The organism is Marinomonas phaeophyticola (assembly GCF_026966905.1).
GTDB classification, from domain to species: Bacteria; Pseudomonadota; Gammaproteobacteria; order Pseudomonadales; family Marinomonadaceae; genus Marinomonas; species Marinomonas phaeophyticola.
The window spans coordinates 34,828-48,320 of sequence record NZ_JAPUBN010000016.1; the positions used below are offsets into that span (position 1 = coordinate 34,828).

Consider the following 13,493-nt stretch of genomic DNA (forward strand, 5'->3'; position numbering starts at 1 on the left):
ATATCAAGCCACCGACCTATCAATCTTATCTAACCATCTATGAGCATTAGGGATTAATTCTTTCAATGCACGGCGGTAAACATCCTTTTTAAAAGCAACAACTTGCCCAAGAGGATACCAATAACTAACCCAACGCCATCCATCAAACTCAGGGCAATCTGTTCCATCCACACATACAGCGGCATCTGGACATCGTATTGAGAGCAAAAACCACTTTTGCTTTTGTCCGATACACAGAGGTTTACTATTATGACGTAACATTCGCTTTGGTAATCGATACCTTAGCCAGCCACGTGTTTTTCCAACGATTTCAACTTGATGAGGCTCTAAGCCAACTTCTTCTTTCAACTCTCGAAATAGGGCGTCTTCAGCCGTTTCATCATTTTTGATGCCACCCTGAGGGAATTGCCATGCATTTTGACCTATCCGTCGCGCCCATAAAAGTTGACCTCGCTCGTTCATCAATATGATGCCTACATTCGGCCTATATCCGTCTGTATCAATCACGAGATACTACCTTAAAAGTAAAAAATAATTGAATTCATTGTTCCATAATTCACTAAGCTTAACAATTAACACTGGTGTTATTTCTCCATAAGGTCATTATACTTCCACATATTTGCAACAATTGGAGACGAAACGTGACACTTGCGATATTTGATTTAGATGGAACACTTTTAGAAGGAGACAGTGACTACAGTTGGGGACAGTTTCTAGTAGAAGAAAAATTGGTCGACGTAGATGTGTATAAGCAAGCGAACGATCGGTTCTACCAAGATTACGTTGCGGGTACCCTAGATATTCATGAATATCTCTCTTTTAGCTTGGCGCCCTTAAGCCGCTTCTCTTCTGAAGAACTGAACTTGCTCCATCAAAAATTCATGCATCAAAAAATACAACCTATGGTACATCAGAAAGCCTTAAATCTCATTGAGGATCATCGCCAAAAAGGTCATTTCTTATTGATCATTACGGCCACGAATCAATTTGTTACAGGCCCCATTAGCGAGATGTTAGGTATGGACGATATCATAGCGCCAATTCCTGAAGTCATCGATGGTCGCTATACGGGTAACGTCGTTGGTATTCCAAGCTTCCAGTCAGGCAAGGTCACTCGTTTGAACCACTGGTTAGAAGAAAGCGGTCTCTCTCTTGAGGGAAGTTACTTCTACAGTGACTCTCATAATGATCTACCTTTACTCGAACTCGTAGAGCATCCCGTTGCCGTTGATGCCGACAAGGTACTTACAGATACGGCGGCAAAAAGAGGATGGCCGCATATTTCTCTAAGAGATTAAGATCAATCTATCGATTTTTGCCGTCATATCATCAGACAAAAAACGCCTTCTCGCTCTTTGATAAATAACGAGAAGGCGTTTTTTTGTTTCTATATCAAAACACTGTCAATCACAGTCCCATATTGTTATGGACCCGATAGAAAAGTGCCTTTAAGTATTCCGTTTCTTCTATCGATGGATGCACCGGATGATCTGGTGCCTGTGTTCCACGATAAATCAACTGTGAAAAGCGCTCTAAGGAGCGAGTGTTACTACGAATAATATCGTGTAAACGTGACTCTTGTAAGTGCATAGAGCAAGAGCCTGTGACTAACACGCCTCCTTTCGCAACAAGGCGCAAAGCCAACTGATTGGCTCTATGATAAGCCCCTTCTCCAGCCTTAATATCTTTGCGACGGGTAATAAACGCAGGCGGATCCATCACCACCACATCAAAACGCTCTTTATCAGCGATTAAAGATTGCATCGCCTCAAACGCATCGCCGTTCATTAGTGATGAGTGCCCTTCATATTGATTCAGCTGTAAATTTGCTTCTACATGACTCAGCGCACTTTCTGATGCGTCGATAAAGGTAACATCCGTCGCACCAGCAAACGCTGCTTGCACTCCCCAACCACCAATATATGAAAAAACATCCAAAACCCGTTTGCCATCACAAAAACCCTGCATGGTTTTGCGATTTTCACGATGATCATAAAACCAGCCTGTTTTTTGCCCATCCCACACAGGTACTTGGAATAATACGCCATTCTCTTGAATGAAGACTTCTTGAGGAACGGTGCCGTATACTTCCTCAACATAAGAGTCTAACCCTTCGACCGTACGCATTTTGCCATCATTTTTCATCAGAATCGCTTCAGGTTTAATCACTTCGATCAAACCATCTATAATGTCTTGTTTAACGCGTTCCATACCGGCTGTAGATATCTGTACAACTAAGACATCGCCAAAACGGTCAACTACTAGGCCTGACAAACCATCGGAATCCCCAAAAACCAAACGATAGTAGGGACCTTTATACGCCATTTCACGCAATGACAACGCGATTTTTAGGCGATGAATAAGCAATGATTTATTTAATACAGCGCCAACCTCACGACTAAATAGTCGACCACAGATCAATGTGTTAGGGTTAATCGTCGCCATACCGAGTGCTTTACCATTCGCGGCTTCGACCACGACTTGATCACCTGCAGAAAATTGCTTTAATGGCGTTGCAGTAGTATTGATTTCATTACTGTATACCCATTGATGTCCAGCGCGTAAACGTCGATCTGCTTGACCTTTTAGTCGTATAACACTCAAAATAATCACCTAACATAGTAAAAGAAGCTATTATAGTTACTCAACTGCCTTTTGCTAATGCAAAACACCAACTTTATTGAATATTTGTACAATTAAAAGGGTCAGAATGTCCACTGAAATCACCGAATCGCAATTAAACCGAATCCTACAAGGTATAACCATCCCTCCACAGCCTCAGGTAATGGTCGATTTACACATGGAACAGGCCATGCCTGACCCAGATTTAAATCGTATAGCAAGCATTATTTCTCGAGATGTCGGCTTGTCTGCTGCTATTTTAAAGTTGATTAATTCATCTTATTACGGCCTTCCTCGAAAGGTTTCGTCAATCAAACAAGCCGTTATGATGCTCGGAATCAGCAGTATTTCTAATATCATTAACGGCTTATCAATTAAAAGTCAGCTGTCTGATGATTCTATTCAATCCTTACATGACTTTTGGGATAATGCGATGGACGTTGCTGCTGTCAGTGCCAGTATCGCCCAACAAATTGGATTTCGCTTCCAAGATGAATGCTACTCTCTGGGGTTGTTCCATAACGCGGGCATACCATTAATGATGATGCGCTTTAAAGATTACAATGACGTCTTAGAAGAGTCATACCAAGACCCAAACTTTGAACTTACAAACAATGAGAATCAACACTTTAAAACGAACCATTCCGTTGTTGGATACTATTTATCAAAATCATGGGTCCTACCAAAGAGTAGCTGTCATGTCATTGCTCATCACCATAGAACCGAGCAACTTTTCCAAGAGCGCATTGCGGGCGATAAAAGCACGCTAACATTTTCGTCCATCTTAAAAATGGCAGAACATATTTCTGGGACCTATAAAATCATAGGTAAAGCTCAAATAGATTATGAGTGGGACAAAATATCAGAGTATGCCCTAGAACACCTAGAGCTCACTCAATATGATTTTGAAGGGATTGTTGAGGCCTGCCATGAACAAGGCATAGGACTTGGTTAGAGGGCAAAACAGTCCATCAAGATTCTCTTGGGAACAGCACAAGATGATCTAAATGGACTGAAAGACCAATTCGCTGTCCTACGGAATGATCATGATGAGATGACGCAAAACAATACACGACTTTTCCTGAGGGCAATCGAACCCGATACAAGAAGTGCGATCCTCTAAACCATTTATTGACAATTAACCCTTTAAAGTTACTCTCATCATCATGCAAAATATCATCTGGACGAACCAATAGATCTATTTTTTCTCCAGCATCATAACCATGAGGCGCATGCCCTTTTATCTCACCTAGATCTGAATGAACACAATCATCTCCACAGACAACCGAGGCTAGAAAATCACCATGACCAATAAAGCTCGCCACAAAACGAGTATTCGGTTTATGGTAAATTTGATAGGCAGAACCAGTTTGATGTATATAGCCATCACTCATAACTGAAACTTGATCCGCCATCGCAAAGGCCTCCAGCTGATCATGAGTTACTAAAATAGCACTCATCTTTTCTTGTAATAAGATTTGACGAATCTCAGGAACAAGCTCTTCTCTCAATTTAGTATCCAGCCCTGAAAAAGGCTCATCCATTAACAGCAATCTAGGTTTAGGAGCCATCGCTCTGGTCAATGCGATGCGCTGCTGCTGACCACCGGAGAGAGAATGAGGATAACGAGTTTCATAGCCAGATAAACCAACTAACTCTAGCAAATAAGACACCCGCTCAATTTGCTCTTGTTTACTCCAATGCTTAATTCCAAAGACAATATTTTCAAAAATGGTGAGATGAGGGAATAAAGCAATATCTTGAAATACCATACCAAACTGTCTCTGTTCGGGGGGCAATGAATAGGAAGTGGAAGCAAATAACTCACCATCAATATGAATCTCACCTTCAGCAAGTGGTTCAAAGCCTGCAATCGCGCGTAATAAGGTAGATTTTCCGCAGCCACTTGGGCCAAGTAAACACCCTATCTGACCTTCTTTTAGAGAAAAGCTTACCTCTTTTATAATCTGTATATCATCATACGCAATAGAGACATTCTTAATAGATAATTCAGATACGGCTGTCGAAGATGATGAGGTCATTAATATAAATCTCTATATGAATTTAAGTTCTGGACGCAATTGAACGACTGAGTAATATCACAGGAATAAGCCCTACTAAGACGATCATAAGGGAAGCTGGCGCGGCATCGGCTAGTCGTTCATCAGAGGCCAACTCAAACGCTCTTACCGCCAAAGTATTAAAATTAAAAGGCCTCAGGATTAATGTAGCCGGCAATTCTTTCAGCACATCAACAAAAACAATCAATAGCGCGGTGAGCACAGACCCTCGAAGCAAAGGCACATGTATTTGTTTCAATACCCCTACCGGCGTTAGTCCTAAAGAACGTCCAGCCATATCCAAGCTGGGTTTTATTTTCCCTAAGCCGCTCTGTACCGCTCCCAGAGAAACCGCCATAAAACGGACTACATAAGCAAACAATAACGCAAAGATTGTACCTGACATTAACAAACCGATCTTGTCACCGGTCAAGGCTTTCACGGCATCAATAATTTGATGATCTAACCAAGCAAAAGGAATAATCACGCCAATCGCAATAATGGTTCCAGGAAGAGCATAACCTAAACCAGAAACAGAGACTGCAGTGTCAACTGATTTACTAGGAAATAAACGGCTTGCATAGGCTAAAAGTAACGCACAAGACACTGTCAATAAAGAAGCGATGAAAGCTAAAGACAAGGAGTTCCAAGCCAATTTGAAAAAGCTTTTATCCAGACCTATTGAATCAAAAAAGGCCCAATACGCCAGTTGTAAGACCGGAAATAAGAAGCCGAAGCAAATAGGTACCAGACAAAAAATTAAGGCCCCTATTCCATAACGCCCTTGCAAATGAATTTTACGATTACTCACCTTGCTTAGACCTGAAGAGTGATAACGGATCTTCCTACGAGAATAACGCTCAAGAACGATCAAAATCGTCACGAAAACCAACAATATAGAAGCCAGTTGGGAGGCTGCAACGGCATCGCCGAAACCATAAAAAGTGCGAAATATTCCTGTAGTGAAGGTATTCACGCCAAAAAACTGTACGGTACCGTAATCCGCTAATGTTTCCATTAATGCGAGTGTAACACCTGCCACAATAGCCGGTCTTGCTAAAGGTAACCCCAGCTTGAAAAACGCCTTTCGATTGCTGTAACCTAGTGTGCGGCTCACCTCTAAGGTATTGGAGGATTGCTCTAAAAAAGCCGATCGTGCCATCAAGTAAACATAGGGATACAGCACCAAAGATAACATAACGATGGCTCCAGGCAAGGAGCGTACTTTAAAGAACCAATACTCTCCATAACCTAGCCCAGTCATATCCCGAATAAAGGTTTGAATCGGTCCAGCGTAATCAAATAGCCCAGTATAAGTATAGGCAATGATATAGGCGGGAACCGCAAGCGGCAGTAAGAGTGCAATGGCAATCCATTTATGTCCAGGAAAAACGCAAACACTGGTCAGCCAAGCCGTAGGAACCCCTAATAGCAGAACCCCAAACGTTACACCTCCCATCAGATAAAGAGAATTAGCAATGTAGCCAAATAACACAGTGTCAACTAGATGGTGCCAAACAGAGGCATCACCTAAAACAACATGGCTTAAAATCACTAAAATAGGCAACGCTAGAACGACAGAAAGGGCGATTGATACGCCCTTTAGCCAGCCATTTCCAGTTTTTCCTGAATTGGCAGTTAACACATTATTCGACATGTTTTCTCAACACTTAAACACTTTTAAGGTTATTTCCAACCAGCAATGTCCATCATCTCAACGGCTTGGCGGTTATTTTCACCTAATTTAGTTAAGTTAAGCTGGTCTGATTTAAACTCGCCATACTTAACCAATGACGTAGGGAAAGGATTCCCTCTCACGACTGGATACTCGTTATTCACTTCAGCATACCAAGTTTGTGACTTATCCGACAAAAGATATTCTATTAATTTAACCGCATTCTCTTTATTTTCTGAAGACGCCGTTACACCAATACCACTCACATTGACATGAGCCCCACGATCACCCTTACCTTGGTTAGGCCAGAACAAACCGAGTTTTTCCGCTATTGCACGATCTTCTGCTTTTTTACTATTTACTAAACGACCGAAATAATAGGTGTTAGCAACCGCAATATCACACTCGCCAGCGGCAACTGCTTTTAGTTGATCCGTATCACCACCGACTGGAGGACGAGCAAAGTTTTTTACCAATCCGTTAATCCACTCTTGAGTATTGGCGGCGCCATCAACTTCAATCATGGAAGCGACTAAAGATTGGTTGTAGATGTTACCAGAAGAGCGAATGCATAATCTTCCTTTCCATTTTGAGTCAGCCAAGTTCTCATATCGAGACAACTCCGCTGGATCAACACGGTCTTTAGCATAAAAGATAACTCGCGCACGTTGTGATAAAGAATACCAATAGTTATCAGAGTTTTTTAAATTACTTGGAACTTTTTCATTTAAAACATCACTTTCAACCGGTTGCAGAACACCCGCTTCTTTTGCTCTATGTAAACGACCTGCGTCTACTGTAATGAAAAGATCCGCAGGACTTGCATCGCCTTCTACTTGTAAACGTCTTAATAATTGATCGTCTGAACCTGTGATTAAGTTCACTGCGATACCCGTATCTTCAGTGAAGTTTTCCAGTAATGGCAAAATCAAAGACTCTTGACGAGCCGAGTATAAATTCACTTCATTAGAAGCAAACGCCTGAGTAGCAATCACACTTGTAGCAGCAAGTATAGAAAGAGAGCACACTGTTTTTTTCATAGAATATTCACCTTCAAAAGTAATCTAAAACAATAACCAGACTATAAATGAAAACAATTACCATTACCAATGACTTTTAATCAATAACCCATGAAAATCTGACTTTTTATGGGTTTACAAAGATAATTTACTTAAGCTTTACGATCACCAAAAGCACGATCAACCACCAGACGTTTTATGGTACTGTTGTGATTAATGAAATTCATTCCAAGGTTGCGCATTTGAACAATAAGAGGCGTCTGTGTTGCATACAATCTCTTAAAAGTTTCCATTCCTGCTGTCATTTGCAAATTGTTAAGCATTCTAGCTCTTTGATAACGCCTTAAAACAATACTACGACCAATATCATCTTCACGTTTATAGGCATTACTAACCACATCAACCAATGCCTTAACATCCGCGAAACCAATGTTGGCGCCTTGACCCGCTAAAGGATGTATCGTGTGTGCGGCGTCTCCTACTAAGGCAATTCGATCTTTAACATATTCCGTTGCATGGCGCTGCTTTAAAGGAATCGACTGCCTTGATGAAAGCTCGGCCAAAACAGTAAAGCGTTCCGAAAGTGCATAACTTAATCGTTGACAAAAACCCGCTTCATCCAGAGAGCAGAGTAGCTCAGACTCCTTTGGTGGCACAGACCAGACGATCGAAGCGAAATATCGACCAGCTACACTTGGTAAGGGCAAAAACGCTAAAATACCTTCATCTCCAAACGCCTGCCAGGCCGTATTTTCGTGAGAGCGATCAATTTCAATGGTGGATACTATGGCATTATGCCCATAATCCCATTCTCGACACACAAATCCAGCCTCCTTTCGTACAAAAGAATGTGCACCGTCTGCGGCGATCATGAGCTGTGACTGAATTTTCTTACCCGATGACAAGGTTATTGCAATGAGATCATCCTGATGCTGAAATTTAACTACTTTCTCACCGAAATAGGCATGTATCTTATGTAATGAATCATTTTTTTTATTCAATGCGTCACTTAACACGGCATTTTCAACCATGCATCCCAGAGCAGGGACACCTAGAGTCTCTGCTTGAAATTGAATATTGCTCGTTCCAAGCCCATCCCAAACATCCATTTTTCGATAAGGCAATAGCCTATCTTTCGGAATTCTATGCCAAACATCGGCTTTTTCTATTAACGCTTGTGAGGCGGCGGAGATCGCACTCACCCGAGTATCATAACAAGGCGGAGAGGAAAGTGTGATACATCCATTAGACGGATCAATGAGAGCAACCGATAGATTATTTTGAGCGAGTAGAGACGCAGTCAAACTGCCAATCATACCTGCGCCAATCACAGCCACATCGTATTTATTTGCCATTCCTACGCTTCCCCTAATCAACTATAAATATTCTTGATCTCAACCGGTTGTCACAAGTGATTCAATTTCTGAAATCTCTTTTGGTAATCCATGTGTTAAAACATAAGGACCTTGCTCAGTAATAACAATGTCGTCTTCGATACGAATGCCAATACCTCGCCACTTAGCAGCGACATCCATATTATCTTTTGAAACATAAATGCCCGGTTCTAACGTTAGTGTCATCCCCGCTTTTAATGGTCTTGACTCACCATCTATTTTATAAGCACCTACATCATGCACGTCTAAACCTAACCAGTGTCCGGTATTATGCATATAAAATGCTCGATATGCCTTGCTCTCTATCAAGGTTTTAAGCTCGCCTTTTAACAATCCAAGCTTTATCAAACCTGCGGTAATGGTTTCCACTGCAGCGTTATGACATGACTCATAAGCTTCACCGACATTGAGCTTGGCAAAACCAGCATAATACGCATCCAAAACCACTTGATAGAGGGCGGCTTGAGGCTCACTAAAGCGACCATTTGCCGGAAAAGTACGAGTAATATCAGAGGCATAACACCCTAGTTCACAACCTGCATCAATTAAAACGAGGTCGCCATCGCGAATCTCATCTTGGTTATTAATGTAATGTAAAGTACACGCATTCACACCCGATGCCACAATATTGTTATACGCTAGATGGCGCGATCCAGACTTCATGAAGTGATAATTTAATTCCGCCTCCAATTGATATTCCATCATAGTTGGTTTCACATTTTGCATCGCCGCTCTATGGGCTTGAACACTGATTTGAGCCGCCTTTTCCATTAGGGCAATTTCTTCATCGTCTTTAATCAATCGCATTTCGGATAAAATCGGTACAAGATCTCGAATCACTGTTGGAGCAATGGCTCCGGCTCTCGCTCTTTTAGAAAGTGTTGAACGCCAAGACATGACTTTCTCATTTAACAGCGCATCTTCAAATGGAAACACCACGGCCGATGCGCCATCAAGAAGGGATAACGCGACAGTGTCTAGATGCGCTAGGGGATGTACCTTATCAAATCCAAATACATCGGTCGCATTATCTCCATAACGAAACCCTTCCCACTGCTCTTTCTCAATGTCTTTAGGTAATGAGAATAAATGAGAGACGCCATCTGCCCCAATAATAAGACAAGCATCTGATTCAGGAAAACCAGTCAGATAAAAGAAGTGGCTATTAGGACGAAACTCATATTCACAATCACTGTTCCGAGTACATAAACTTCCTGCTCTCAGTACAACGACGGCCCCCTTAGGCAACGTTGCCATTACTTGAGCACGACGTGATTGATAGCGCGTATTTGATAGTTTCGTCATAAGTTTATCCTGCATCATTATGTCTTAATAAAGCGATATTAGTGAACTCTGTTATTATTTTGTTGCTCTGCATCAGGCTTAACATCGTGATGCTCAGAATACAGCATCATGGCCGATAGACGTGCGTATTCTACTAATTCAGTCAAATCCGTTTCATTATCATTATTATCTTCTAGGTCTTGCATCTCTAACTGCATCGCCGACACATTCGCAAAGTCTTTTAACACCTGCTTAGTTTCATCAGATAAGTGATCCTTTCTACCTGATAGGCCATAACCCGCTAAAAAACCATGAGACCATTGCGCTAAGGTAACACCTCGCTCACTTAAGGGTGCATCTTCATCTGCAATCGCAGGCACTAATCCATATTCTCCATTTTGAAACAAACTCAAAGTAGAGGTATACAACTCAACAATGGCTTCGCGGCTTTGGTCTTCTTTCCATGATTCAATATCACAAAACTCAACCACCATAACTAACCAATCTTCCAAAGGTAAACTCACACCAGAAGCGAGGTATCCACACAGTTGACCGTGTAGCTCAGCAGGCGACGCCGAAATAGATTCAGTGACAAAAACATCAGCTAACAGATCAAAATCTAAAGCCTCTTTTAATACTTCCGTAGACATGGAAAATCAACCTAATTACAAAATAAAAATAGAAAGTGAAAAGCCGCAAAACAGCGGCTTTTCGTCAATACATCACCCAAAGATTATAGGCATGCAGTGCTGATTCACAATACATTAAGATTAGCTCAAATGCTTCAAGCCAGATTCTAATGTTTGTAAAATCAAAGTATTAATCGTCATTGGCCCAACACCACCAGGTACTGGTGTATAAGCAGAGGCTCTTTCTAGCAAAGGCGCTAACTCAATGTCACCAACACCACCAGGGTGGTAACCAGCATCCACAACAACGGCGCCATCTTTAATCCAAGATGCTTTGATTAACTCTGGTCGACCCACAGCTCCCACAATCACATCCGCCTGATTAACTAATTCAGGTAAGTTTTTCGTGCGTGAGTGACAAATAGTGACAGTAGCATTCGCATTCAGCATCATCAACGCCATTGGCTTACCTAAAATCGGACTACGGCCAACAACCACAACATGCCTACCTTCAAGATCAATATCATAGTTTTCAAGCAAACGCATAATACCAGCTGGAGTAGCGGCTCCATAAGCAGGCTCTTGCATTGCCATACGTCCGAAACCTAAACAAGTAACACCATCAACGTCTTTATGGGCCGCAATAGCATCAAAACAAACGCGTTCGTTAATTTGTGGAGGAACAGGATGCTGTAATAAGATCCCATGGACATCAGGGTTATTATTAAGTGTTTCTATTTGAGAAAGTAACTCATCTGTGGTGGTTTGCTCAGGCAATTCAATTGCCATAGAGTCCATACCAACACGTCGACAAGCGTTACCTTTCATTTTAACGTATGTTGCAGAAGCTGGATCGCCACCTACAAGTATGGTTGCCAAAATAGGGGTTCCGCCAGTACGACTTTTTAATTCAGCAACTTGTGCTTTCAAACGAGTTTCAGTTTCCGCGGCACAATGCTTGCCATCAAGAACCAGTGCAGTCATGACAAAATAACTCCTGCAAAAAATAAGGTGGATGAATGAGGGAGCAACATTATAGCGTAAATATTCCCAATGCCGCAGCCAATGTCAGTGAATTGCTTCAATATAATCCACTAATAACTGTAGATTACGCTGACCTCTGAACTCATTAATTTCTAATTTATACACAAGACGCGCTCTTTGTGCCGAATTAGGCCATTCATCTAGATCAGTGAAAAACGCGATGGCGTCTAATAAGAGATCAGATTGAGGTTCTTTTACTAAGAGTTTTAAATGTTTTTCACCTACAATTCGCTGTTGTAGTATCTCAAATTCTCCATCAAAAATAGGTTCTGGAAAATTCTGCCCCCAAGGGCCACTGTTCCGAATTAATTCCGCAAAACTTAAACTAAAGTCTTCCGGAGACAAATGACCATCGGTCACAATACGTGCCTCTAACTGATCCTCACTAACGAGTTCAGTAACAACCTCATCAAATGCTTTAGAAAAGCGTGAATAATCTTCTTCTTGAATACTCATCCCTGCAGCCATAGCATGCCCACCAAACTTACTTAACAAGTCAGGAGAACGCTTAGCAATAACATCCAATGCATCTCGAATGTGCAACCCAGGAATAGAACGAGCAGAACCTTTAATAACCCCTCCGTCTGCCCGAGCAAATGCAATGACTGGTCGATAGCACTTGTCTTTCATTCTTGATGCCAGAATGCCTATAACACCTTGATGCCATTCTGGATCATAAAAGCACACCCCGTTTGGCAAGTTTGTCTCCTCTAAGAGGTCTTGCAAAACGAACTCGGCCTGAGCTTTCATATCCGACTCAATACTTTTTCTTTCACGATTCAATTGATCAAGCTTCTGCGCAATCGACCTTGCATGTATATTACTTTCACTCAATAAACACTCAATACCGACAGACATGTCATCTAGTCTTCCAGCCGCATTCAGTCGAGGACCAACCACAAATCCTAAATCTGAAGCCTTAATTTGCGTGTAATCACGCCCACCAATAGTCAGCAATTCCAGAATACCCGGTCGCGCTAGACCGGCACGAATTCGCTGAATACCTTGATACACCAAGACCCTATTATTAGCGTCTAGGGACACCACATCAGCCACCGTACCTAACGCCACAAGATCTAAATAATCAGCCATTTTAGGTTCTTTAATATGCTGCGCTGTGAACCATTTTCGAGCACTTAATTCAGCCCTTAATGCACTCATTAGATAAAAGACCACGCCCACGCCAGCCATAGACTTGCTGAGAAACTCGCAACCTCGCTGATTAGGATTCACTATCGCATCGGCATTTGGCGTTTCATCTCCAGGTAAATGGTGATCAGTAACCACCACTGTCATGCCTAATGATTTAGCCGCCGCGACACCATCAATACTGGAAATGCCATTGTCTACTGTCATCAAAAGGTCTGGCTTTCTTTGCTCCGCAACCTCAACAATTTCAGGAGTCAACCCATAACCATATTCAAACCGATTCGGTACTAGGTATTCTGGATCGATGGCACCCATCGCCGTTAACGCAAGAATCCCTAGTGTAGTACTGGTTGCACCATCCGCATCAAAGTCACCAACAATTAAAATTCGCTCACCAGCTTCAATCGCATTTGCCAACAGAACCGCGGCCATCTTTACGCCCTTAAGTGGCTCAGGACGTAACAGGGAGTGCAAACGATAACCTAACTCTTCATCAGATCGAACCCCTCTTGAATACAAAATTTTCTGTAAAGTTAAAGGGTAACGCTGAGAAAAAGGCGCAAACGAAACGTCGATCTGACGTTGTTTTATGTGTTTTTTTATCAATGTTTATTCCC

General features: G+C 42.0%; 12 protein-coding genes. 2 read left to right on the forward strand and 10 right to left on the reverse strand.

The features are described from left to right. Positions 1-3: 3 nt before the first annotated feature. Positions 4-507 (reverse strand): RNA pyrophosphohydrolase, encoded by a 504-nt coding sequence (locus O1D97_RS10675; RefSeq protein ID WP_269125468.1) that lies wholly within the window; start codon positions 505-507, stop codon positions 4-6. 134 nt (positions 508-641) lie between these two features. On the opposite strand from O1D97_RS10675, the gene O1D97_RS10680 reads away from it, so the two are divergent. Continuing rightward, positions 642-1,298, forward strand: coding sequence for a histidinol-phosphatase (locus O1D97_RS10680; protein ID WP_269125470.1), 657 nt, complete (start codon positions 642-644; stop codon positions 1,296-1,298). 109 nt (positions 1,299-1,407) lie between these two features. Here the strand turns inward: O1D97_RS10680 and O1D97_RS10685 are convergent, their stop codons facing one another. After that, complete coding sequence (locus tag O1D97_RS10685; protein WP_269125472.1) at positions 1,408-2,604, reverse strand: class I SAM-dependent rRNA methyltransferase; 1,197 nt, start codon at positions 2,602-2,604, stop codon at positions 1,408-1,410. 106 nt (positions 2,605-2,710) lie between these two features. On the opposite strand from O1D97_RS10685, the gene O1D97_RS10690 reads away from it, so the two are divergent. After that, entirely contained in the window at positions 2,711-3,577 is an 867-nt protein-coding gene (locus O1D97_RS10690; protein WP_269125474.1) for an HDOD domain-containing protein, read from the forward strand. A 16-nt stretch (positions 3,578-3,593) separates the two neighbouring features. Here the strand turns inward: O1D97_RS10690 and O1D97_RS10695 are convergent, their stop codons facing one another. The 8 genes from O1D97_RS10695 to recJ form a co-directional block, all read right to left on the reverse strand. Then, positions 3,594-4,664 carry an ABC transporter ATP-binding protein gene (locus O1D97_RS10695; RefSeq protein WP_269125476.1) on the reverse strand — a complete coding sequence of 357 codons (1,071 nt, stop codon included), beginning with the start codon at positions 4,662-4,664 and terminating at the stop codon, positions 3,594-3,596. A 22-nt stretch (positions 4,665-4,686) separates the two neighbouring features. Then, positions 4,687-6,339 carry an ABC transporter permease gene (locus tag O1D97_RS10700; RefSeq protein ID WP_269125478.1) on the reverse strand — a complete coding sequence of 551 codons (1,653 nt, stop codon included), beginning with the start codon at positions 6,337-6,339 and terminating at the stop codon, positions 4,687-4,689. A gap of 29 nt (positions 6,340-6,368) precedes the next feature. Then, positions 6,369-7,397 (reverse strand): Fe(3+) ABC transporter substrate-binding protein, encoded by a 1,029-nt coding sequence (locus O1D97_RS10705; protein WP_269125480.1) that lies wholly within the window; start codon positions 7,395-7,397, stop codon positions 6,369-6,371. 131 nt (positions 7,398-7,528) lie between these two features. Continuing rightward, positions 7,529-8,731 (reverse strand): UbiH/UbiF/VisC/COQ6 family ubiquinone biosynthesis hydroxylase, encoded by a 1,203-nt coding sequence (locus O1D97_RS10710; RefSeq protein ID WP_269125482.1) that lies wholly within the window; start codon positions 8,729-8,731, stop codon positions 7,529-7,531. 39 nt (positions 8,732-8,770) lie between these two features. Further along, positions 8,771-10,075, reverse strand: coding sequence for an aminopeptidase P N-terminal domain-containing protein (locus O1D97_RS10715; protein ID WP_269125484.1), 1,305 nt, complete (start codon positions 10,073-10,075; stop codon positions 8,771-8,773). A gap of 38 nt (positions 10,076-10,113) precedes the next feature. After that, on the reverse strand, positions 10,114-10,704 hold the full coding sequence (locus O1D97_RS10720; RefSeq protein ID WP_269125486.1) for a UPF0149 family protein: 591 nt from the start codon (positions 10,702-10,704) through the stop codon (positions 10,114-10,116). A 120-nt stretch (positions 10,705-10,824) separates the two neighbouring features. Continuing rightward, positions 10,825-11,667: a bifunctional methylenetetrahydrofolate dehydrogenase/methenyltetrahydrofolate cyclohydrolase FolD gene (gene folD / locus O1D97_RS10725; RefSeq protein ID WP_269125488.1), complete on the reverse strand. Its 843-nt coding sequence runs from the start codon at positions 11,665-11,667 to the stop codon at positions 10,825-10,827. A gap of 84 nt (positions 11,668-11,751) precedes the next feature. Then, the gene (gene recJ, locus O1D97_RS10730; protein WP_428981113.1) at positions 11,752-13,482 is read right to left on the reverse strand and encodes a single-stranded-DNA-specific exonuclease RecJ; all 1,731 of its coding nucleotides are present in this window, start codon (positions 13,480-13,482) and stop codon (positions 11,752-11,754) included. Positions 13,483-13,493 lie beyond the last annotated feature (11 nt).